This window comes from Methylobacterium sp. NEAU K (assembly GCF_030700285.1).
In the GTDB taxonomy this organism is placed as follows: domain Bacteria; phylum Pseudomonadota; class Alphaproteobacteria; order Rhizobiales; family Beijerinckiaceae; genus Methylobacterium.
In genome coordinates this window covers 92,166-112,578 of record NZ_JAUYZJ010000008.1, presented here as the reverse complement: position 1 = coordinate 112,578, position 20,413 = coordinate 92,166, and the positions used below count along the sequence as shown (strand labels likewise).

Sequence of the window (20,413 nt, the reverse complement as noted above, 5' to 3'; positions counted from 1 at the left end):
AATACCTAAACATCTCGTAAACGACTGATCGGCGGACGATTGATTATATTCTTCCGCATTTCTATTTGGTGCGGCTGGATTCGACGCAGGTTTGCAAAATCGTGCACAGCAAGCTCGGATCGATCACATGTCATGCCGGACGTGCGGGGAGCGACGCGCTTTGCCGGCAGCATGATCGGCGCAAACCCGGGCGCCCAGCGTCGCAGCCCGGTATCGATCGAGGCTCGGTCGTGCGTCCGGGTTGTCCGGCGCGTGGGCGACTTCCCGGCACAGAGTCCACTGAGGCCGCTTTGCGGCACGGCGTCATCGTCTCGCGGCCCGGCACCTGCTAGAGCCGCCGAAATGCACGGCTCCTCACCTCAAGGCGAACCCGGATGACGAGCGACGCGGGCACGGGCGGACGCAGCATCGCGCTGATCGGCGCGCCGATCGAGGTCGGCACCAGCGAACCCGGCGCCCTGATGGGCCCGGCGGCCCTGCGCACGGCCGGGCTCGTCCGCACGCTGTCCGATCTGGGTCATGCCGTCGTGGACCGCGGCGATATCGTCCCGGACGGCCCAGGCGAGGCGAGGGGCCTGCCCGCCGTCGCGGCCTGGACCCGCGCCCTGTCCCGCGCCGTCGAGACATCCCTCGACTCCGGCTTCCTGCCCCTCGCCGCCGGCGGCGACCACAGCCTCTCTCTCGGCTCCGTCGACGGTGCCATGCGCCACTGCACCCGGGAGGGCCGGCCGCTCTTCGTGCTCTGGCTCGACGCCCATGCCGACTTCAACACGCCGGAGACCTCCCCCTCCGGCAACGTCCACGGCATGCCTTTGGCGGCCCTCTGCGGGGAGCCGGGCTTTCCCAGCCTGTTCACCGAGCCTGCGCCGGCACCGCTCCCGCCGGCCAATGTCCACCTGTTCGGCCTGCGCTCGATCGATGCGGGCGAGCGCGCCCTGGTAACGGCCCGCAAGGTCGGCGTTACCGACATGCGCACGATCGACGAGTTCGGCGTGGTCGCGCCCCTGCGGCGCGTCCTCGACCGGGTGACCCGCGACGGGGCGCATCTTCACGTCAGTCTCGACGTGGATTTCCTCGACCCCTCCATCGCGCCCGGAGTCGGCACCACCGTACCGGGTGGCGCGACCTTCCGGGAGGCGCACCTGATCATGGAGATGCTGCACGATTCCGGCCTCGTCCGCTCCCTCGACGTGGTCGAGTTGAACCCGTTTCTCGATGATCGGGGGCGCAGCGCCCGGGTGCTGGTCGAACTGGTCGCGAGCCTGTTCGGCAGGCGGATCCTGGACCGGCCTACACCGCCGATCGAGGCCGTCTCCAGCGAGCCGGCCGGCCGCTCCTGATGGTGGACGACAATTCCGGGAGCCGGGAGCCGCAACCCGCCGAGGCGCCGGCGCGCCAGCGTTCGGACGGCCGGGTGTGGCTGCGCGCCGGGCCGGCCGGCGGCGCCGGACCGACCCGGGTCCTCGATCTGGCCGAAGCCGGCCCGTCGCGGCTGCGCTTTCCCCGGCAGGAAGGGGCGCTCGAGGCGGTCCTCGTCAACACGGCCGGCGGGGTGGCGTGCGGCGACGCCTTTACGATCACGCTGGATCTGGCCCCGGGGGCCGACCTCGTGCTGACCACCACGGCCGCGGAAAAGATCTATCGCTCGGATGGCCCGGTGAGCCGGATCGAGAACCGCATCGCCCTGGCGGAGGGAGCCCGACTGGCCTGGCTGCCACAGGAGACGATCCTGTTCGACCGTGCCCGGGTACGCCGCCGCTTCGAGGCCGACCTCGCCGGAAGCGCGGCCCTGCTCGCCGTCGAGATCATGGCCTTCGGACGCGCCGCCCGCGGCGAGCGGATCGCCAGCGGTCTGTTCGCCGATGTCTGGCGAGTTCGCCGGGCGGGCCGGCTGGTCTACGCCGACAGCCTGGTCCTGGACGGCCCGATCTCCGACCTCCTCGACCGGCCAGCGATCGGCGGTGGGGCGCGGGCCTGCGCGACCCTGCTGGATCTCTCACACGGTGCCGAAGCGCGTCTGGAGGAGGCCCGCGCCCGGCTGGAGGAGGCGGCAGGCCCCGGCATCGAGGCGGCGGCGAGCGCCTGGAACGGGCACCTCGCCATCCGGGTCCTAGCGGAAGGCGTGGGGCCGCTGCGGAGCCTCGTCGCGCGCTTCCTGGCCGGATACCGCGCCCGACCGATGCCCCGGGTCTGGCAGAGCTGACGACGCGAATCCTTTTGCCACGAAGAAGCCGCGCGGCGCCCGTTGCCTGCCGGCGCCCACCTCTGCTAGAGACGCGCACCCGGAGCCGCCCGCCAGGCTCCGGTGGCAACGCCTCGGCGTCTGCCGGTGGCCTCGTGGCGGAGTGGTTACGCAGAGGACTGCAAATCCTTGCACCCCGGTTCGATTCCGGGCGAGGCCTCCACCGAATTCCTGACAAACCGCCTTTCATCCGACCGCCAGATCCCGTTCAGGCGGCGATGGGCCGCCCGGTCAGGCGGCCGCGACCTGGGTCAGGAACGTCTCGATCGCCTGTTGCAGGCTGTGCGTCCCGGCATTCACCCGCAGGGCGCTGCGTCGGACATGCTCGGCCTGCGACTCGTTCGCGGCCGCCGTGGCGCGCACGCCCGCGACACTGTCCGAGACCTTCCGGGAATCCATCGCCGCGCTGGTGATCGCCCGGGCGATCACTTGGCTGGACTGCCTCTGCTGATCCGCCGCGACGGCGACGTCGGAGGCGATCAGGCTCATCCGTTCGATCGTCTGACCGACCGAACCGATCGAGCCGATCGCCCCGACCGTATCGGCCGCCGCCGCCTGGATCGCCCCGATCTGATCGGCGATGCGATCCGTCGCCTGTGCGGTCTGGGCGGCGAGTGCCTTCACCTCGGTCGCCACCACGGCGAAGCCCTGTCCAACCGTACCGGCCCGGGCAGCCTCGATCGTGGCGTTCAGCGCAAGCAGGTTGGTCTGTTTGGCCACCGCGCGGATCAGCGCGACCACGGCCCCGGCCTCGCCGGCCGCCTGCGACAGGGTCGTCACGGTGTCGACCAGTCCCCTGGTGTCGGCGAGCGCCGTGGAGGCGATCTGACTGGTGTTCCGAACCTTGCCTTCGATCTCCCGGGCCGCCCCCGACAATTCCTCGGCTGCGTTGGCGATGCTGATGACGATCCCGGGCGTCTGGTCGGATGCCTCCGCCACCACGGCCGCCTGCGCGGCCGTCTCACCGGCCAGGCCCGACAGCGCATCGGCGGAGGCCTGCATGGCTGCGGCCGATTCCGCGAGATCCGCCACCGTGCGATGCGTCTCGCTCTCGAAGACTCGGGTCGCCGCGGCCAGCCGCTCGGCCCGGACGAGGTCGCGGGCGCTGCGCGTCTGCGCATCGCGATCAAGGGTGCGCCTCTCGATCAGGGCTTCGCGGAACGCCGCGATGGCGTCGGCCATCTGGCCGATCTCGTCCGGGCGACAGGTGAAGGGAACTTCGCTGTCGAGGTCGTCGGCGGCCAAGCCCAGCATCGCGGTCTTCAGCCGGTGCAGCGGCCTTTGGATCTGCGCAACGATGATCCAGATCGCGGCCAGCAGACCCAGGGTGAGCATCACGGTCGGCACCGCGATCAGGGCGATCCGCGCCCGATTGCGCTCCAGGGAATGGACGGCGCGCCGGGTATTGAGGTTGGCCAGAACCTCACGCCCCAGCGCGCCGATCTCCGCCACGATCCGCTCGCGGTTCTTCACGGTCGCCTCGTCGGTCGCCTGGATGAGGGCGGCCTTCGGCGAGATCGTCAGGCCCAGCTCGGCCGTATCCGTCTGGTAGGCGATGAACTCCTTCACGAACAGGTCGAACCGCCGGCGCCGGTCCGGCGGCAGTTGATCCTCCATCGCCTCCAGGAACGGAACGCGGATCTGCTCGACCGCCGCCAGCGCCTCCTGGAGTGCAGACAGACGCGTCTTGGCCTCATCGATGTCGCTGGCGGTGTACAGGGCGGTGGCCTGCACGACGGCATGCTCGATCGCTTGGCCGAGGGCACCGGCCTGCAGACCGGCATTCCAGATCTTGTCTATGGCGACGGCGCGCTCCTGCTCCCAGTCCGAATGGCGCACGGCGAAGACCGAGAGACCGGTCGCTACGACGCCCAGCAGGCCGACGACCGCGGCCAGCCTGAAACCGAGAGAGATGCGCATAGCGGACACAACACCTTTGCCGATCGGGCGGACGCGGACTGGACTTGCGGCGGCGCGGCTCATCGGCCGGTGACGATCCGGTTCCGGACGGACCCTGCCGCGCCTCGGGGAAAGCGCGCGGATCTCAAGCGGCGCGCGACGCGCGGCGGCCGTCCCGACGCTCGTGGGGCGGTCCGATGCGGTGGCGTGACGGCGCCCCGGCATCGACGCCGTGGCCGCGATGGAGCGTAGGCCGCCGGGCCCCGCGCCGGGACGCGCAGGCCATTGCCTGACACCGGGTCCAGCCGGATCGGCGGCCAACCACAAGAAGATCGAATCGGCGGATCACGTAGACCACACTGCATTGCGCCTATCCTATAGAGATACGAGGCCAAAACGCCGTCGGTCAATGCCTTACATGGGCATCTGAAATCTATAAATATCGAACATCTATATTTATATAAATCGATAGCGGCGCCGAATTTCGCTCAATGCTGGAAAATAGAAACCGATATCTATAAAAATTTATTTGTAATAATGATGAAAATTCTGAAACCTCTTGTCCTCGGGTCTCAGGCAGATTTTTGGCACGACGCGATTGCTTCGTCGACGCGCGCAGACGGGGATGCCAACGACCACACGCGCTTACGCTTTAGACGGCGGCCGGGATCACACGTCGCAGTACAAGGTCGCCCGATGCCGGATCCGGCGTTCTCGCACCGATGACGCCCGGCGAGGAACGGCCTCGAACCGGATCAGAGCAATCCCCCGCGGCGGCCATCGCCCGTCAGGCGGCTTCCACCTGCTGCAGGAAGGTCTCGATCGCCTGCTGCAGGCTGCGGGTGCCGGTATTGACCCGGGAGGCGCTGCCCCGCACCTGCTCGGCCTGCGCCTCGTTCGAGGCCGCAGCCGCCCGTACGCCGCCCACGCTCTCCGACACCTTGTGCGAATCCGCCGCCGCATCCGCGATGGCGCGGGCGATCTCCTGGCTCGCACTGCCCTGCTGATCCGCCGCCATGGCCACCTCGGAGGCGATCAGGCTCATCCGGGCGATCGTCTGGCCGATCGACGCGATGGCGTCGACCGTGTCGGCCGCGGCCCCCTGGATCGATCCGACTTGTCGCGTGATGCGGTCGGTCGCGAGCGCCGTCTGGCCGGCGAGCGCCTTGACCTCCGCAGCCACCACGGCGAATCCGCGCCCCGCGGCGCCTGCCCGCGCCGCCTCGATCGTTGCATTCAGGGCGAGCAGGTTGGTCTGCTCGGCCACCGTGCGGATCAGGGTCACGACGGCGTCGATCTCCGCGGCGGCGCGTGACAGGCTCGACACCGTGACCTCCAGCTCCTTCGTATCGGTCAGCGCCGAGGTCGCGATCTCGCTCGTGTGCCGGACCCGCCCCTCGATCTCCCGGGCCGAGGCCGACAATTGCTCGGCCGCGCTGGCGATGCTGTCGACGATGCCGGCGGTCTGGTTCGAGGCCCCCGCTACGATGGTGGCACGGGTCGCCATGTCCCCGGCCGTGCCCGAGAGCGTGTCGGCCGCCATCTGCATCGCCTCCGCCGAGCCGGCGAGATCCGCCACCGCCCGGTGCGTTTCCCCTTCGAAGGCGCGGGTCGCCTCGGCGAGCTGTTCGGCCCTTCGGCAGTCGCGGTCGCGGCGCGCCTGCGCCTCGGCGTCGAGAGTCCGCTTCTCGATCAGGGCTTTCTGGAACGCCGCGATGGCGCCGGCCATCTCGCCGATTTCGTCCCGCCGATGTGTGAACGGGATCACGCCGCTGAGATCATCGGCGACCAGGGCCGTCATGTCGGCCTTCAGGCGGTGCAAAGGGCGCCGAACCTGCGTGACGATGATCCAGATGGCGGCGAGCAGGCCGAAGGCGAGCGCCACGGCCGGCACGACGATCAGCGTGACACGCGACCGACTGCGGTCCGCAGCGTCGGCGGCCCGGCGTTCGTTCAGCCGGGCCAGCACCTCGCGCCCCAGCAGGCCGATCTCCGCGACCATGTGCTCGCGGTTCTTCACGGTCGCCTCGTCGGTCGCCTGGATGAGGGCGGCCTTCGGCGAGATCGTCAGGCCCAGCTCGGCCGTATCCGTCTGGTAGGCGATGAACTCCTTCACGAACAGGTCGAACCGCCGGCGCCGGTCCGGCGGCAGTTGATCCTCCATCGCCTCCAGGAACGGCACCCGGACCTGCCCGACCGCCGCGAGAGCCTCGTGAAGCGCCGAGAGGCGTGTCCGCGCCTCCGCCGTATCTTCGGCGGTGTAGAGCGCGGTGGCCTGCACGACGGCATGCTCGATCGCTTGGCCGAGGGCACCGGCCTGCAGACCGGCGTTCCAGATCTTGTCCGTGGCGGCCGCGCGCTCCTGCTCCCACAACGATTGCCGGACGGCGAAGGCCGAGATGCCGGCCGCGACGATGCCCAGCAGGCCGACGACCGCCGCCAGCTTGAGGCCGAGAGAGATGCGCATAAGGCAAGACGCCGCTTATCGCGAGAATCGAACGAACCGCGATCTGACACAACAACAATGTCAGCAACGTGAATATAGCCGGCAAATACGGGGCAGTTCGATTTTATAATGCCCGACAATAGTGGTCCGACAGCCGCAGATATCGACCCAAAATTATAGAGATCGCAAAAAAATATTCGGTCGTCGCAGCGGGCTCGCGGCGAGAAATCTGTGTTTCGCGGCCGGGTGCGACTGGCGGACGCGGGCTCAGGCGACGTGCGCCATCATCCAGTTCGCCGCGACGCCGACGAGCAGGAAAGCGAAGAGTGATACCCCGATGTAGAGCGGCATGCGGCTCTCGCGATGCGGATAGACCGCGGGCACGTCATCGAGCGAGTCTAGATCCCGCCACATCGTCAGCGACCCGCTGGCGTGACCGACAGGGCCTCGCGCAGCCGTGCGGTCGGGAGCCGGTGGGCGTCGACGATCTCCCGGCGCAAGTCGTCGCGCTGTACCTCGACGAGGTCGGGCAGGATGTCATCGTCGTGTTGATCGACGGCGGCGATCAACCGGGGACCGCCGACAGTCCACTCGAACGTGACCTGGACTTCACGCTCGGCATACGGGTCTTGTGGATCGAGACAGCAATAGATCAGCATCTGGGAGGTCGATGTCAGCCGGTCGTGCCGGCGAGGCCGGTCCCCTAGGCGGCGGCCGTGACAATCGCATGAACCGGCGGGTTTGGATTCCAGGCTGGCGCGGATCCGCAGCCCGTCCGGTCCGCCCCGAGACCGGTCTCAGAAGTTTGGTCACGCCGAGCCACAGGTCGGGTTGGTGCAGAATTACAACACTGACGCTCGTGCCGTCTTCGCACAGCACCCCGCGGACGGATCCGCAGAGAGCGCGCTCCTCGGAGACCGCGCAGATCTGGCATCCAGGCCCTTGCGTCGCGCGATCTCGGTGTGTAGAGACGCGACCGTGATCCCCGATAGCTCAGTTGGTAGAGCAGGCGACTGTTAATCGCCTTGTCGCAGGTTCGAGTCCTGCTCGGGGAGCCATCTCACAAACAACATCTTCGGAACGCACGCTTGCGTGTTGGCTGCTGCGCTGGCCGTGCGGTGCGGGAAACCCGTCTCCAACACGCCAGTCTGAGCGCCGACGCCTCTGGGTGACGACGGCTCGGCGATGTTTCAGCCGCGGACCAACGGATGGACGCCCCGGCGCGTCATTCGGATCGATGCGCATTTCCGTTCGGGTCCTTACGGTTCGAGGGCAGGGATGGCCGGATGCGCGCGGCCGGCGGCTGCGCGATACGGTCGATGTCGGCCTCGCCGCCCGCAGATCATCCACCCTCGACCGGCAGAATCTGCCGTGCGGCCGATCCTGCCGGTTCGGCGCCCGGTCCGGGGCTTGAAATCAAAAGGAAAAATCTGGAACGCGCCATGCCTGCACCCAGGCGAGAGTTCGCGAGGGCGCCACATGTCAGTCGGTTCGGTCACAAGCAGCAGCCTTCAGAGAGATCTCGTCACAGCCTTGCGGCAGACGCGGGCCGCCGCAGCGCCGCAACTCGACGCGACGGCGTTCGCCGCGGCGAGCCAGAACACGAGTGCGACAGCGGGGACGGGCGGTACGACGCCGACGGCCGGCTCGGCCTCCGGCCCGGCATTGTCGAGCGACCTGATGGCCTCGCTGCTTCAGGTGCAGTCCGATTACAGCCAGATCGGCGTGCAGGGCGGTCTCGCGCCCTCCACGGATTCGACGAGCGCCGCCGATGGGTCCTCGTCCACCGTCGGGGCGGATCCCAGCCAAGTATCGGGGGATGCCGCACCGGTCCATCACCGTCACGGTCATCACGGGCGCCCCGCCGCATCGGACTCCACGGACAGCACGGACCCCCGCCAATCGGACGGCAGCAGCGCCGCCGCTTCGGCATCGACCACGACCGCCGGCACGGGGACGTCGAGCAGTCTCGAGGACGGCCTGCAATCCATCCTGCAGCAGGTCACGAAGGCGATCGCCGCTTACGCCAGCGGCGGACCGGTCGGTCTCGCAGCCTCCGCGCTCACGAGCACGCCGAAAGCCTGAACCGTCGGCCCGCGGCAGGACAGAGGCGCCGCCGCGGCGGACTCAGCCCCTGGAGCGGCGAGCCGCCCTCAGGCATGATCGGTCGAACCGGAGATCGCCATGCCCCTGACCGTGCCCGTGATCCTTGGGAGCATCCGCTCCGACCGCATCGGCATCCGCGCGGCCCGCTTCCTCGTCGCCCGGCTCGAGGCGCGTGGCCATGCCGCGCCGCTGGTCGATCCCGCCGAGCTGGCACTTCCGCTCCTCGACCGGATGTACAAGGAATTCCCGGCCGGGACCGCGCCGGCCCCGCTGAAGCGCCTCGCCACCCTCTACCGCAGCGCGGACGCCTTCCTGGTGGTCTCGGCCGAATACAACCACGGGGTCCCACCGGCGCTCTCGAACACGCTCGACCACTTCCTGGAAGAGTATTTCTGGCGGCCGTCCGCGATCTGCTGCTATTCGGCCGGCCAGTTCGGCGGCGTCCGGGCCGCGATGCCCCTGCGTGCGATGCTCGCCGAGATGGGCATGCCCAGCATTCCCTCGCTCCTGCCGATCCCCCGCCTCCAGACGGCGCTCGACCGCGACGGCGCGCCCGCGGAGGCGTGGCTTGAAGAGGCCGCAGGCCGGTTCCTGGACGAGCTGGAATGGTACGCCGAGGCGCTGCACGAGCGGCGCCAGCGCGGAACGCCGTATTGAGTGCTGTCGGCGGCACGGCGGTCGCGATCGAACCCACGCCGCCGGCACGACCTCTTCCACGCCGTGCTTCCCCGGTCCGTCGAGCGTCGGCCCCATTGGATGAATCGTACGCGCATCAATTCACAACCCCTCGCAGTCTAAAAAATCCACAATTGGCCGTCAGCCTCTCAGTACGCGCGCCATTTTGCGGCAATAGACAGATCATCTTCCTCAACCGCGGCCATTGCGGCCTCGATAGCGCGGATACTTTCGACGACGAGACTGTATAGCCCTGTTGCAAAAAGGTGGCTGCACGATCCGCGCAAGTGTGAGATCTTGGTCCCGTTCCCGAAAACGGACCTATTCCGATGAAGATCGACGAGAGGGCGCTCCTTCAGGAGCGTGTGCGCACCCTTGTCCTCCGTCACGCCCTTGAGGCCGTGCTCGGGCGGCTCGCGGCCGCAACGCGGGAGACGGGCAAGGACCCCGAGGCCGAACTCCTCAGCCTGGAACATGCTCTGATCTCGGCGGCCCGCACCATCGCGGACCGCACCACCGCCCAGAAGCTGGCGGTTTTGATCGCGGTGGAGGATGCCAGCGCCACAGTCCGGGCCGCCTTCGACAACGCCCATAGCCGTCTGGACGCTGTCCGGCCGGCCCCCTTGTCGAGCGTCGAGCCCCTGAACGCGGTCGCGGCGTAGCCCGAGCGGCCGCGCGCTCGTCCAACGCGGGCGAGCCGCGCCGGATCGTGTCACCGCAGGGCGATCACTGCTTGGCGCGGTTGATGATCGTCCAGAGCACCCGGGCGACCGGCTCGGTCACGGTGCGGCGGTATTTGCGGTGAACGAGCTGGCCGTTGTGGTAGACGTCCTGCTCGACGTAGAGCCGCTCGCCATCCCACCGGACGATGTTGTCGGACTCGATGGTCTCCTCGACGCCGAGATCGCCCCGCAGGATCGTGTTTCCAGTCTGGGTGAGCATACGCGCGTCCTTGTTCACGCTGTCGATTCCGCGAAGGGGTGCGACCTCGCGGTCCGCGCGGTGCGATGCCCGGTCGGCCCCCACCGGGGCACCATAGGAGCGCACCGCCGCACACGCCAGCGACCCGGAGGACGCATTCAGACGACCGTAACCGCGGGCCGGTCCATCGAGCGCCTCACCACAGGTCGCGGGTCGGCTTCACGTGATCGATGTGCGTTTCGACACGCCAGATCGGGCGCGGAGATGGGATGCTCCGGTTGCGCGTCAGGGCTGCACTCCGGACATCTTCGGAGGCAGCAACGTCGCGCCGGAGGCGCCCATGCTCGCTCGCCCGTTCCGATACGTCGCCCCGGTGCTCGCGGCCTTCGGCCTGATTGCACTGCGGCTCGCCAGTCCTCTCATCGGGCCGGTGGCGGCGGCACCGCCCGGGGCCGCGGAGGACGGGCGGGTCGTGTTCCGGCACTACGTCTGAGGTTCAGCCGCGCCGGCTGAGAACTGCCCCCGGCACCGCGCAGGCGGGCAGGGCCGAGGGACCGAGGATGATGTCGCCCTGCCGTGGGTTGTTCACCGTGAACGGGGCGGTCTCCTGCGCGCCGAAGAAGCCGCGGCCGAGTTGGGGCGTGAACAGGTCGGTCCCGAAGCGCACGAAGCAGCGGTCGAGCACGGCCTCGTAGCCGAAGCGCGCCTGCGTGACCGGCGTCCCGCCGGCTTCCGGAAGGCCGCAATAGGCCGCCAGCTCGAACTGGCCCGGCTGCGACAGGCGCACCGGGAGGGACCTACCGGGGAGCAGGGTGGCGGGCGGTCCTCCGTCCTGGCGGGCGACGAGGACGTAGCTCGAGCGGTTGTAGATCCGGCGCAGGCAATCCGCGGAGGCGTCGGAGACGCCCGCGATTGTCCCGGTGAGGCCGAGGGCAACAGAGGCCCATGCGCACACAATACGCTTCGTCACCGTAAATCCTCCGCCGGTCGGCCGATCCATCAGCAGGACGGTCGGCCATGACTTGAACAGCCCCCGAGGCCGCCGCGCAAGACGAACGCGGCAACAGCGGCCGCGTTCGGCCACGCCGGCTTTAAATTCCCCGCGCTCGTCCGCGCCAAGGCGGAAGGGCAGTCCGTTCAGCGGCGCTCGTAGAGCAGCCGCGCCCGGATCGTGCCGGGGATGGCCCGGATCTGGATGAGCAGCGCCTCGGCATCGGCGTTCGTGGCGTCGGTCTCCAGCACCACGTAACCGACCTCGCCGTCGGTCTGATAGAACTGGGCCGCGATGTTCACGTGGCTGCGGGAGAACACGTCGTTGAGGCGCCCGAGCATTCCCGGGAGGTTGCGCTGAACGTGAATGAAGCGCGTGCCCGTCGGCCGGGCCGGCAGCTGCACCTGCGGAAAGTTCACGGCGCCGACGGTGGAGCCGATATCGGAATAGTCCACGAGCTTGCGGGCGACCTCGGCGCCGATGCGCTCCTGGGCCTCCTCGGTCGAGCCGCCGATATGCGGCGTCAGGATCACGTTCTCGATACCCTGGAGCGGGCTCACGAACGGCTCCGCGTTAGAGCCGGGCTCCAACGGGAACACGTCGACGGCCGCACCCTTGAGATGGCCGTCGCGCAGGGCCGACGCGAGGGCGTCGAGATCGACCACGGTACCGCGCGCGTTGTTGATCAGGAAGGCGCCCGGCTTCATCGCCCGGATCTCGGCCGCTCCGATCATGTTGGCGGTGGCCTCGGTCTCGGGCACATGCAGTGAGACCACGTCGCTCTGCGCGAGCAGGTCGTGGAGGGTCTCGGTCGGCTCCGTGTTGCCGTGGCGCAGCTTGTCGGTGTGGTCGTAGAATAGGACGCGCATCCCCATCGCCTCGGCGAGCGTCGAGAGCTGCGTGCCGATATTGCCGTAGCCGACGATGCCCAGTGTCTTGCCGCGTACCTCCAGGGATCCCACCGCCGACTTGTCCCAACGGCCCGCATGGGCGCCCACCGAGCGCGGCACAATCCGGCGCAGCAGCATCACGATCTCGCCGATCGTCAGTTCTGCCACCGAGCGGGTGTTGGAGAACGGCGCGTTGAACACCGGGATGCCGCGGTGGCGCGCCGCCTCCAGGTCGACCTGATTGGTGCCGACCGAGAAGCAGCCCACTGCGAGCAGTCGGTCTGCCGCCTCGAAGGCGGCCGCGTCGAGCTGGGTGCGTGAACGGATGCCCAGCATGTGCACGCCCTGCAGCGCCTCGTGCAGGGCCTCCCGATCCAGCGCCTTCGGAAGTCGGGTCAGATTGGTGTAGCCGGCCGCCTGCATCAGCCCGACGGCGCTGTCGTTGATGCCCTCAAGCAGCAGGACCCGGATCTTGTCCTTCGGCAGGGAGAGCTTGTCGGGGATCATGGGCGTCGTTCGTCTGGCGGCGGGGCGGACCCGTGCGGCGGCTTGCGGCAGCCGGCCTGCGAATCCGGGTTGCCCGGAGCGATACGAGGCTGCCCTGTGCGTTGCAACAAGGCGCCGGACACGGCAGGGCTGCACCGCGCACGCGCATCCCGGCGGACACCGATCGCGCCGTCCGAGCCGTGCCGCGTGGTCGGGCACCGGGTCCGGCGGAAACAGGAACGCGCAACGGAACCCGTGGCCCACTTGAGGTTTATCGGGCGCCATAGATCAGTCGCCCGCCCCTCGACACGGCTCGTCGCCGGTCCCGTCCACGGTTGTCCAAGATGCACGTCCACACCGGCTTCACGATCGCCTTCGTCACGTTCGGCCCGACGCCGATGAACCTGCTCCTGAATGTGCGGCCGGAGCGCCGGGGCGATCTCGTCACCCCGGAGGTGATCGCGTTCGATCCGCCGGTCCCGGCGCGCCAGCATGTCGACGCCTTCGGCAACGTCTGCACCCGGATCGTCGCCCCCGGCGGCCGCATCACCCTGTCGGCCGACTTCACCATCGCCGATAGCGGGCTGCCGGACGACCAGGTCCCGGATGCCCGCCAGATCCCGGTGGCTGCACTGCCCGATGACGTACTGATGTACATGCTCGGCTCGCGCTACTGTGACACGGACAAGCTCTCGGGGATCGCGTGGTCGCTGTTCGGTGGCACGCCCGAGGGATGGGCGCGGGTGCAGGCGATCCTCGATTTCGTAAACGACCGCCTGCGCTTCGACTACAAGCAGGCGGACGCGACGCGCACGGCCTTCGACGGTTATACGCAGCGGGTCGGCGTCTGCCGGGACTTCGCGCATCTTGCGATCACCCTGTGCCGGTGCATGAATATTCCGGCCCGCTATGCCACCGGCTACCTCGGCGACATCGGGGGGCCGAAGGATCCGGCGCCGATGGACTTCTCCGCCTGGTTCGAGGTCTATCTCGATGGTGCCGAGGGCGGCCGCTGGTATACGTTCGACGCCCGGCACAACCGCCCGCGGATCGCCCGGATCGTCATGGCCCGCGGGCGAGACGCCGCCGATTGCGCGCTGACGACCAGTTTCGGCACGGCGCATCTGGTGCGGTTTGACGTGCACACCGACGAGGTGATGGATACCCGCAACGCCTGGGCCAAGGCAGCCTGAGCCCACGGCCGCCCTGATGTTTCGTTGGCTGGCCCCGCGCAGACGCGAAGCGGGACCGCGGCTCCGGCCGGCCCGCGCATCGGAAAAGCGTTTCGGTTGAAGTCGCAGGCCCGATGCTGTATGGAGCGCGCGTCCTCCCGGATCCGCTCTCGCGCTCGTCTTCTCGCGTCCGCCGGGCCGCCGGCTGGACCGCCCTCGTCATCCGTATCGACGCGTCGGCAAGCCGGCTCCCAGGGGACCGGTCGCCTCTCCCGAAAGACAAAGGGAGCGGTCGCGGCGAACGGGGGTGCGTGCAACGCGAGCCGCCGACGCAACGGGCCTCCGCTGGAGGCCGTTCAGGAGACAGAATGACCGCAGGTACCGCTCTGGGGCGTGGCCCGAGCCGCGAGGATTTCGCAGCCCTCCTCGAGGAGAGCTTCCTCGAACACGAGATCACCGAAGGCTCCGTCGTCAAGGGTCGCGTCGTCGCGATCGAGAAGGACGTGGCCGTCATCGACATCGGCGCCAAGACGGAAGGCCGTGTCGCGCTCAAGGAATTCACCGGCCCCGGCCGTGAGGGTGAGCTGAAGATCGGCGACGAGGTCGAGGTCTACGTCGACCGGATCGAGAACGCGCTCGGCGAAGCCGTGATCTCGCGCGACAAGGCGCGCCGCGAGGAGAGCTGGGTCAAGCTTGAGAAGTCGTTCGAGAACAACGACCGCGTCACCGGCACGATCTTCAACCAAGTCAAGGGCGGCTACACCGTCGACCTCGACGGCGCCGTGGCGTTCCTGCCGCGCTCGCAGGTTGACATCCGCCCGGTCCGCGACGTCACCCCGCTGCTCGGCACCCCGCAGCCGTTCCAGATCCTCAAAATGGACCGTCGCCGCGGCAACATCGTCGTGTCGCGCCGCACCGTCCTCGAGGAGAGCCGCGCCGAGCAGCGCTCGGAGCTGGTGGCCAACCTCGAGGAAGGCCAGGTCATCGACGGCGTCGTCAAGAACATCACCGAGTACGGCGCCTTCGTCGATCTCGGCGGCATCGACGGCCTGCTGCACGTCACCGACATGGCGTGGCGCCGCGTGAACCACCCGTCCGAGGTCGTGACCATCGGCCAGACGGTCAAGGTCAAGATCATCAAGATCAACCACGAGACGCACCGCATCTCGCTCGGCATCAAGCAGCTGCTCGCCGATCCGTGGGAGGGCATCGCCGCCCGCTACCCGGAGGGTGCCAAGCTCAAGGGCCGCGTGACCAACATCACCGATTACGGCGCCTTCGTGGAGCTGGAGCCGGGGATCGAGGGCCTGATCCACGTCTCCGAGATGAGCTGGACCAAGAAGAACGTCCATCCGGGCAAGATCGTTTCCACCTCCCAGGAGGTCGAGGTTCAGATCCTGGAAGTCGACCCGGTCAAGCGCCGCATCTCGCTCGGCCTCAAGCAGACCCTGCAGAACCCCTGGGAGGCCTTCTCCGAGAAGCACCCGGTCGGTTCCGAGGTCGAGGGCGAGGTGAAGAACAAGACCGAGTTCGGCCTGTTCATCGGCCTCGAGGGCGATGTCGACGGCATGGTCCACCTGTCGGATCTCGACTGGAACCGTCCCGGCGAGCAGGTCATCGAGGAGTTCAAGAAGGGCGACATGGTCCGCGCCCAGGTTCTCGACGTCGATGTCGAGAAGGAGCGGATCTCGCTGGGCGTGAAGCAGCTCGGCGGTGACCCCTTCGCCGAGGCCGGCGAGATCAAGAAGGGCCAGATCGTCACCTGCGAGGTCGTCGAGGTGAAGGATTCGGGCGTCGAGGCGAAGATCGTCGACACCGACATGACCACCTTCATCCGCCGCGCCGAGCTCGCCCGCGACCGGGGCGACCAGCGTCCCGAGCGTTTCGCCGCCGGCGAGAAGTTCGACGCCCGGGTGGTCCAGTTCGACCGCAAGGCCCGCCGCGTCCAGGTCTCGATCAAGGCCCTGGAAGTCGCCGAGGAGAAGGAAGCGATGGCCCAGTTCGGCTCCGCCGATTCCGGCGCCTCGCTCGGTGACATCCTCGGCGCGGCCTTCAAGAAGGCTCGCACCGACGACGAGTGAGAGTTGGTTCCCGCTGCCCGGCTCAGCCGGGCGGCGGCTTCCGGAAGCTCAGGACTCGCGTGGGACACCAGTCCCGCGCGGGTCTTTTTTTCGTGCCTCACCCCGCTGCCGTGCAACGCGTCGGGGCCGCGGCGAGACGTCGACGCATTTTCTTCGCACGGCCCATATCCAGGCCCGCGGAAAATGCTCTAGAACACCGGCCTCGCGTGTCTCTGGCCGCGCGAGCCGAAGGAAACCAAGGACTTGCCCGGCGCGGGGCCTCACCCCCGCACCCCTGACGGGGTTGACCGGGGAGGCGAGGGGAAGCGTACGCATGGCAGCCGACGCCGAACTGCTGATCGACCGGCGGCGCCTGCGCCGCAAGCTGTCCCTCTGGCGTGTGGTCGGGGTCGGCGGCCTGATCGTGGCGGTGGGCGCCCTCGGCTACCGGGTCCGGACCGGCGCCGATGGCGCGTTCGCGGTGCGGCCGCAGATCGCCCGCATCTCCGTCTCGGGCTTCATCGCCGGCAGCGAATCGACCGCCAAGCTGATGCAGCGGGTCGGGGATTCCGATGTCGTGAAGGGTGTGGTCGTCTCGATCAACTCGCCCGGCGGGACCACCACCGGTTCGGAAGAGATTTTCCGCAACCTGCGTGCGCTGGCCGCCAAGAAGCCGCTGGTCGCTTTCGTGGATGGTACCGCGGCGTCAGGCGCCTACATCACCGCCATTGCGGCGGACCATATCGTCGCCCGCGAAACCAGCCTGGTCGGCTCGATCGGCGTCCTGTTCCAGTACCCGGATCTTTCGGGGCTCTTGGACAAGGTCGGGGTCAAGGTCGAGTCGGTTAAGTCCTCGCCGCTCAAGGCCGAGCCGTCGGGCTTCACGCCGACTACCCCGGAGGCGCGCGCTGCCCTCGCAGCCGTGGTCGGCGACACCTACGCTTGGTTCAAGGGTTTGGTGGTCGAGCGCCGGGGCATGGACGCGAACCAGATCACGGCCGTGTCTGACGGAAGGGTGTTCAGCGGCCGCCAGAGCGTACCCCTCAAGCTCGTGGATGAACTGGGCGGCGAGCGTCAGGCCGTGGCGTGGCTGGAGACGACCCGCGGCGTCCCGAAGGATCTCCCGGTCAAGGACTGGAAGCCCCGCAGGGAGAGTGATTTCTCGCTCTGGTCGGCGGCCGGCATCGGTGCAGACCTCCTGGGTCTCGAAGGCCTCGCCGCGCGCCTGCGGGCCGTCGGCGCCCAGGCCGAGACCGCCAGCGGCGGCCTGCTCGTCCTGTGGCGACCGGAGCCCTGAGCGCCCCCGTCCACGAAGCCCGCCCCGATCCCGCGAGAAGACGCAGACGCCATGATCAAGTCGGAGCTCGTCCTCAAGATCGCCGAGCAGAACCCGCATCTCTACCAACGTGACGTCGAGATCCTGGTCAACGCGATCCTCGACACCATCTCGGACGCTCTGGCCCGGGGCGACCGGGTGGAGCTGCGCGGCTTCGGCGCCTTCTCGGTCAAGCGCCGTGAAGCGCGGCGGGGACGCAACCCGCGCACCGGTGCGGCCGTTGCCGTGTCCGAGAAGGCGATCCCCGTGTTCAAGACCGGGAAGGAGATGCGTCAGCGCCTCAACGCCGCCGGCATCGGCGAGAGCGCGTCGGCAGCCGAATAGGAAGAGGTCTGTGAGCGCGATGATCCGTTTCCTGAAGAGCCTCCTGCTCCTGCCGATCGCCGCATTGGTGATCCTGCTGGCGGTCGCAAACCGAGCGCCGGTGCAGCTCTCCTTCGATCCGTTCACCGCGGATGCCCCCGTGTTCAGTGTCGACCTGCCGCTCTACGCGATCCTGTTCGGCGCCGTGGCCCTGGGCATCGTGGTCGGCGGCGTGTTCACATGGCTCGGCCAGGGCACGACCCGCGCTCGCGCCCGCTACCATCGGCGCGAGGCGAACCGCTACGAGCGGGAGGCGACGCGGCTGCGCGCGTACGCGCCGGACAGCGAGACGCCCGGCCCCTACACGGTTCCCAACACGAACCGCACAGCTCTGCCGGCACCGCGCTAGCGCGCCGCCTTCAGCCAGAGGCGCGGACGGCCGCCACGAAGGCCGCGATCCTGTCCGGGTCCTTGACGCCGGGCGCGGATTCCACACCCGAGGAGACGTCGACCGCACCGAGCCCGGTGCGAGCGAGCGCCGCACCGACATTCCCGGCATCGAGGCCGCCCGACAGCATCGTGCCCGGCGGCAGATCGGCGCCCGTGAGGATCGTCCAGTCGAAGCAACGGCCGTTGCCCCCGGGCAGAGCGGCCTCGGGCGGCGCCTTGGCGTCCAGCAGGATCCGGTCGGCGACGGCGGCGTAGGCCGGCACGCTTTCCAGGTCCGCGCGGGTCTCGACACCCAGCGCCTTCATCACTGGGCGCTTGGCCAGGGCACGAACAGCCGCGACGCGGGCGGGGCTCTCATGACCATGCAGCTGGATCAGGTCCGGATCAGCGGACTCGATGGCGGCCGTCACCAGGGCGTCGTCCGGATCGACCAGCAGGACCACGCGCTGGGCCCGCCCGCGGGCGAGGGCCGACAGGGCGGCGGCCCGGGCGAAGTCCACGTGCCGCGGGCTGCGCGGGAAATGCACCAGACCGATCCAGTCCACGCCGGCATCGAGCGCGGCCGCCAGGGTGGCGGCGGTGCTGAGGCCGCAGATCTTGATGCGGGCCGGCGGGATCGTTTTCGAAGTCATGGGCGCGTTATAGCCGATCGCGGGATTACGATCAGAGCCGGTTCCGCATCTTTTCCCGCACGCGGGTCGAGGGCGGAGGCCGTCTAGTACAGGGCCGGCAGGTAGACGTTCGGAATCGGAAATCCGCTGAAGACCAGACGCCCGTTGACGAGCTTGAGGGGCGGAAGGGGCTTCAGCGGCTCAGCATCCGCCCGCGCGTCCGGGCCGGGCTGTCGGCTCAGGCCCAGGAGACCGCCCACGAGCTGGCCGACCAGGGCGCCCTTGTCCGACCCGAAGCGCTGACCGACGATGCTGCCCACCAAAGCATCGACGCCCGCAGCCCGAAGGTCGAGCTGCCCGGCGGGACGGTGAGCGGCGTCCAGCGCGAGTTCGCCCGTCGCCTGGACGCGCTGAGCGCCCTTGGCGAGCGACAGGGACGTGAGATCGAGAGCGCCGCCGGCGCCGCGCCAGCGATCGAGTTCCCGCGCCACCGCCCCAGTCCTCAGCACGGTCGCATGAGTGAGGATCGCATCGAGCGATAGGTCGGCCGGAGCCGGGTTGCCGGTGAGCGCGTCGAGTTGCGGAACCTCGGCCTGCGCGAAGCGCAGGCTCACGTCGACTGCCCCTTCGGATTCGTAACGTCCGGGCGTCGGCCTACCATGCAGCTCCAGGTGCCGGCCCGCGACCGAGATCGGTCCGGGATCGGCCCCGGTGACGGTGACGTTCGGACGGTCCACCACAAGGGAGACGCGACTGAAGCCATCCGAGGCGCCGTGGAAGCTACCTTGGATCCCGCTCCAGGTTACCTCCCCGCTCAGCGCGCCCTGCTCGACATGGAAGGGTCCAGCGCTTTCGAACAGGACGAGGCGCGGCTCGTAGATCTGCGCCACCGCGGTGGACGGGCCGAGTCGGAACCGGCCGTCGGAGCGCTCGAGGGTGACGGCGCTGCAGCGCAGCTCGATCCGGAACGGGTAGCCGGCAAGCCTCCGGTCGGCACAGGTCCAGTTGCGGCCGGCCGCCGCCTCGCGGGCAACCCAGCCGTCGATCTCACTCGCCGCGCGACCGCGGATCCAGAACCAGCCGGCCGACCAAGCGACCGCGACGAGCGCCAGCAAGATGTAGGGCAGGAACAACCCGATCCGGAAACGCCCTGAAGTCCGCGACGGCAACGCCTGCGCGCCGCTGCCCGGCTGCGTCCGATCCTGCGTCATGCGTCCCATTCCCCCACCACGCGCCCCGCTCAGGGGCCTTACGACCCCGCCTTGAGGCCACGCACGGGGCGAAACTGGGGCGGAACCGGCCCCGGTCGACCGTGACCGAGACCCCTTCCGGGTCAGACCTGTGCCGGCTCGATCGTATCGACCTGCAGGTCCTGAACGATCGCCACCCGTTCGGCCTCGCCCTCGGCGAGGCGATGCACATGCATCTCGGTGGCACCTCGGCGGCGAACCCGGTCGAGCCATGTCCGCCGGAGGTGGTCGCGCGGGCTCTCGGCCGAGGTCGCGACCGACACCATCTCGGCAATGCCGGCATTGTCGCGGCGCACGGCGATCACCACCGCCTCCGCCATCTCGTCAAGGTCGAAGCCGCCGGCCGGATGGATCCCGACCACATAGCGGCGGCCCGAGCGTCCGCGCCACGCCGAGAGCGGGAGCGCGGGCGAACCGCGCAGGCCGGCGGTCGTCTTGAGGCGTTCTTCACGCACATCCTGTCTCCGCGTGCGATCGTCCTTGAGGTCGCGAAGCGCGGCCGACCAGGACAGGGCTCGTCTGTTCGCCATTTGTTCCAACCTAGCGCGCGATATCCACAGGCGTCAAGCGCGACG

The 20,413-nt window shown here is 68.9% G+C and carries 20 protein-coding genes and 2 tRNA genes; 13 read left to right on the top strand and 9 right to left on the bottom strand.

The window, feature by feature from the left end; all coding sequences use genetic code 11:
• The first annotated feature begins 374 nt into the window (after positions 1-374).
• The 3 genes from rocF to Q8W67_RS08925 all read left to right on the top strand — a co-directional run bounded on the left by rocF (position 375) and on the right by Q8W67_RS08925 (position 2,405).
• Positions 375-1,340: an arginase gene (rocF, locus tag Q8W67_RS08935; protein WP_305543920.1), complete on the top strand. Its 966-nt coding sequence runs from the start codon at positions 375-377 to the stop codon at positions 1,338-1,340.
• Positions 1,340-2,203, top strand: coding sequence for an urease accessory protein UreD (locus Q8W67_RS08930; RefSeq protein ID WP_305543917.1), 864 nt, complete (start codon positions 1,340-1,342; stop codon positions 2,201-2,203). The genes rocF and Q8W67_RS08930 overlap by 1 nt, the downstream gene beginning before the upstream one ends.
• 128 nt (positions 2,204-2,331) lie before the next feature.
• Positions 2,332-2,405: transfer RNA gene (locus Q8W67_RS08925), tRNA-Cys, on the top strand.
• Between the two features lie 68 nt (positions 2,406-2,473).
• On the opposite strand, the gene Q8W67_RS08920 is transcribed toward Q8W67_RS08925, so the two are convergent.
• The 3 genes from Q8W67_RS08920 to Q8W67_RS08910 form a co-directional block, all read right to left on the bottom strand.
• Positions 2,474-4,162: a methyl-accepting chemotaxis protein gene (locus tag Q8W67_RS08920; protein ID WP_305543914.1), complete on the bottom strand. Its 1,689-nt coding sequence runs from the start codon at positions 4,160-4,162 to the stop codon at positions 2,474-2,476.
• 766 nt (positions 4,163-4,928) lie between these two features.
• Complete coding sequence (locus tag Q8W67_RS08915) at positions 4,929-6,608, bottom strand: methyl-accepting chemotaxis protein (protein ID WP_305543911.1); 1,680 nt, start codon at positions 6,606-6,608, stop codon at positions 4,929-4,931.
• A 395-nt stretch (positions 6,609-7,003) separates the two neighbouring features.
• A complete protein-coding gene (locus tag Q8W67_RS08910; RefSeq protein WP_305543908.1) occupies positions 7,004-7,246 on the bottom strand; it encodes a hypothetical protein in 243 nt (80 codons plus the stop codon).
• 323 nt (positions 7,247-7,569) lie between these two features.
• On the opposite strand from Q8W67_RS08910, the gene Q8W67_RS08905 reads away from it, so the two are divergent.
• From Q8W67_RS08905 to Q8W67_RS08890, 4 genes are all read left to right on the top strand, one after another.
• Positions 7,570-7,645, top strand: a tRNA-Asn gene (locus tag Q8W67_RS08905).
• A 313-nt stretch (positions 7,646-7,958) separates the two neighbouring features.
• Positions 7,959-8,672 (top strand): cell wall anchor protein, encoded by a 714-nt coding sequence (locus Q8W67_RS08900; RefSeq protein WP_305543905.1) that lies wholly within the window; start codon positions 7,959-7,961, stop codon positions 8,670-8,672.
• A 99-nt stretch (positions 8,673-8,771) separates the two neighbouring features.
• On the top strand, positions 8,772-9,350 hold the full coding sequence (locus Q8W67_RS08895; protein ID WP_305543903.1) for an NADPH-dependent FMN reductase: 579 nt from the start codon (positions 8,772-8,774) through the stop codon (positions 9,348-9,350).
• 347 nt (positions 9,351-9,697) lie between these two features.
• On the top strand, positions 9,698-10,030 hold the full coding sequence (locus tag Q8W67_RS08890) for a hypothetical protein (RefSeq protein ID WP_305543900.1): 333 nt from the start codon (positions 9,698-9,700) through the stop codon (positions 10,028-10,030).
• Positions 10,031-10,094: 64 nt separating this feature from the next.
• Here the strand turns inward: Q8W67_RS08890 and Q8W67_RS08885 are convergent, their stop codons facing one another.
• Positions 10,095-10,310 carry a hypothetical protein gene (locus Q8W67_RS08885; RefSeq protein WP_305544177.1) on the bottom strand — a complete coding sequence of 72 codons (216 nt, stop codon included), beginning with the start codon at positions 10,308-10,310 and terminating at the stop codon, positions 10,095-10,097.
• 319 nt (positions 10,311-10,629) lie between these two features.
• Between Q8W67_RS08885 and Q8W67_RS08880 the strand changes: the two genes are divergently transcribed.
• The gene (locus Q8W67_RS08880) at positions 10,630-10,782 is read left to right on the top strand and encodes a hypothetical protein (RefSeq protein ID WP_305543888.1); all 153 of its coding nucleotides are present in this window, start codon (positions 10,630-10,632) and stop codon (positions 10,780-10,782) included.
• A 3-nt stretch (positions 10,783-10,785) separates the two neighbouring features.
• On the opposite strand, the gene Q8W67_RS08875 is transcribed toward Q8W67_RS08880, so the two are convergent.
• Positions 10,786-11,259, bottom strand: coding sequence for a hypothetical protein (locus Q8W67_RS08875; protein ID WP_305543885.1), 474 nt, complete (start codon positions 11,257-11,259; stop codon positions 10,786-10,788).
• Between the two features lie 167 nt (positions 11,260-11,426).
• The gene (gene serA, locus Q8W67_RS08870; protein WP_305543882.1) at positions 11,427-12,677 is read right to left on the bottom strand and encodes a phosphoglycerate dehydrogenase; all 1,251 of its coding nucleotides are present in this window, start codon (positions 12,675-12,677) and stop codon (positions 11,427-11,429) included.
• A gap of 323 nt (positions 12,678-13,000) precedes the next feature.
• Here serA and Q8W67_RS08865 point away from each other — a divergent pair, with 323 nt between their 5' ends.
• The 5 genes from Q8W67_RS08865 to Q8W67_RS08845 all read left to right on the top strand — a co-directional run bounded on the left by Q8W67_RS08865 (position 13,001) and on the right by Q8W67_RS08845 (position 17,936).
• Positions 13,001-13,849 (top strand): transglutaminase family protein, encoded by an 849-nt coding sequence (locus Q8W67_RS08865; protein WP_305543878.1) that lies wholly within the window; start codon positions 13,001-13,003, stop codon positions 13,847-13,849.
• A gap of 347 nt (positions 13,850-14,196) precedes the next feature.
• Entirely contained in the window at positions 14,197-15,909 is a 1,713-nt protein-coding gene (gene rpsA / locus Q8W67_RS08860; protein WP_305543875.1) for a 30S ribosomal protein S1, read from the top strand.
• Positions 15,910-16,222: 313 nt separating this feature from the next.
• Positions 16,223-17,185 (top strand): signal peptide peptidase SppA, encoded by a 963-nt coding sequence (sppA, locus tag Q8W67_RS08855; RefSeq protein ID WP_305543872.1) that lies wholly within the window; start codon positions 16,223-16,225, stop codon positions 17,183-17,185.
• A 51-nt stretch (positions 17,186-17,236) separates the two neighbouring features.
• The gene (locus Q8W67_RS08850; RefSeq protein ID WP_091785957.1) at positions 17,237-17,548 is read left to right on the top strand and encodes an integration host factor subunit beta; all 312 of its coding nucleotides are present in this window, start codon (positions 17,237-17,239) and stop codon (positions 17,546-17,548) included.
• 19 nt (positions 17,549-17,567) lie between these two features.
• Entirely contained in the window at positions 17,568-17,936 is a 369-nt protein-coding gene (locus Q8W67_RS08845; RefSeq protein WP_305544174.1) for a LapA family protein, read from the top strand.
• 10 nt (positions 17,937-17,946) lie between these two features.
• On the opposite strand, the gene Q8W67_RS08840 is transcribed toward Q8W67_RS08845, so the two are convergent.
• From Q8W67_RS08840 to Q8W67_RS08830, 3 genes are all read right to left on the bottom strand, one after another.
• Positions 17,947-18,609, bottom strand: coding sequence for a phosphoribosylanthranilate isomerase (locus tag Q8W67_RS08840; protein WP_305543863.1), 663 nt, complete (start codon positions 18,607-18,609; stop codon positions 17,947-17,949).
• Between the two features lie 83 nt (positions 18,610-18,692).
• A complete protein-coding gene (locus tag Q8W67_RS08835) occupies positions 18,693-19,799 on the bottom strand; it encodes a DUF2125 domain-containing protein (protein ID WP_305543860.1) in 1,107 nt (368 codons plus the stop codon).
• A 122-nt stretch (positions 19,800-19,921) separates the two neighbouring features.
• Positions 19,922-20,368, bottom strand: a complete 447-nt coding sequence (locus tag Q8W67_RS08830; protein WP_305543858.1) for a hypothetical protein — start codon at positions 20,366-20,368, stop codon at positions 19,922-19,924.
• Positions 20,369-20,413: the final 45 nt, after the last annotated feature.

What these genes read in the sequence shown, in the direction of transcription:
- rocF (WP_305543920.1), top strand. Translation starts at nt 375, where the DNA reads ATGACGAGCGACGCGGGCACGGGCGGACGCAGCATCGCGCTGATCGGC.
- Q8W67_RS08930 (WP_305543917.1), top strand. Translation starts at nt 1,340, where the DNA reads ATGGTGGACGACAATTCCGGGAGCCGGGAGCCGCAACCCGCCGAGGCG.
- Q8W67_RS08920 (WP_305543914.1), bottom strand. Translation starts at nt 4,162, where the DNA reads ATGCGCATCTCTCTCGGTTTCAGGCTGGCCGCGGTCGTCGGCCTGCTG.
- Q8W67_RS08915 (WP_305543911.1), bottom strand. Translation starts at nt 6,608, where the DNA reads ATGCGCATCTCTCTCGGCCTCAAGCTGGCGGCGGTCGTCGGCCTGCTG.
- Q8W67_RS08910 (WP_305543908.1), bottom strand. Translation starts at nt 7,246, where the DNA reads ATGCTGATCTATTGCTGTCTCGATCCACAAGACCCGTATGCCGAGCGT.
- Q8W67_RS08895 (WP_305543903.1), top strand. Translation starts at nt 8,772, where the DNA reads ATGCCCCTGACCGTGCCCGTGATCCTTGGGAGCATCCGCTCCGACCGC.
- Q8W67_RS08890 (WP_305543900.1), top strand. Translation starts at nt 9,698, where the DNA reads ATGAAGATCGACGAGAGGGCGCTCCTTCAGGAGCGTGTGCGCACCCTT.
- Q8W67_RS08885 (WP_305544177.1), bottom strand. Translation starts at nt 10,310, where the DNA reads ATGCTCACCCAGACTGGAAACACGATCCTGCGGGGCGATCTCGGCGTC.
- Q8W67_RS08880 (WP_305543888.1), top strand. Translation starts at nt 10,630, where the DNA reads ATGCTCGCTCGCCCGTTCCGATACGTCGCCCCGGTGCTCGCGGCCTTC.
- serA (WP_305543882.1), bottom strand. Translation starts at nt 12,677, where the DNA reads ATGATCCCCGACAAGCTCTCCCTGCCGAAGGACAAGATCCGGGTCCTG.
- Q8W67_RS08865 (WP_305543878.1), top strand. Translation starts at nt 13,001, where the DNA reads ATGCACGTCCACACCGGCTTCACGATCGCCTTCGTCACGTTCGGCCCG.
- rpsA (WP_305543875.1), top strand. Translation starts at nt 14,197, where the DNA reads ATGACCGCAGGTACCGCTCTGGGGCGTGGCCCGAGCCGCGAGGATTTC.
- sppA (WP_305543872.1), top strand. Translation starts at nt 16,223, where the DNA reads ATGGCAGCCGACGCCGAACTGCTGATCGACCGGCGGCGCCTGCGCCGC.
- Q8W67_RS08850 (WP_091785957.1), top strand. Translation starts at nt 17,237, where the DNA reads ATGATCAAGTCGGAGCTCGTCCTCAAGATCGCCGAGCAGAACCCGCAT.
- Q8W67_RS08845 (WP_305544174.1), top strand. Translation starts at nt 17,568, where the DNA reads ATGATCCGTTTCCTGAAGAGCCTCCTGCTCCTGCCGATCGCCGCATTG.
- Q8W67_RS08840 (WP_305543863.1), bottom strand. Translation starts at nt 18,609, where the DNA reads ATGACTTCGAAAACGATCCCGCCGGCCCGCATCAAGATCTGCGGCCTC.
- Q8W67_RS08835 (WP_305543860.1), bottom strand. Translation starts at nt 19,799, where the DNA reads ATGACGCAGGATCGGACGCAGCCGGGCAGCGGCGCGCAGGCGTTGCCG.
- Q8W67_RS08830 (WP_305543858.1), bottom strand. Translation starts at nt 20,368, where the DNA reads ATGGCGAACAGACGAGCCCTGTCCTGGTCGGCCGCGCTTCGCGACCTC.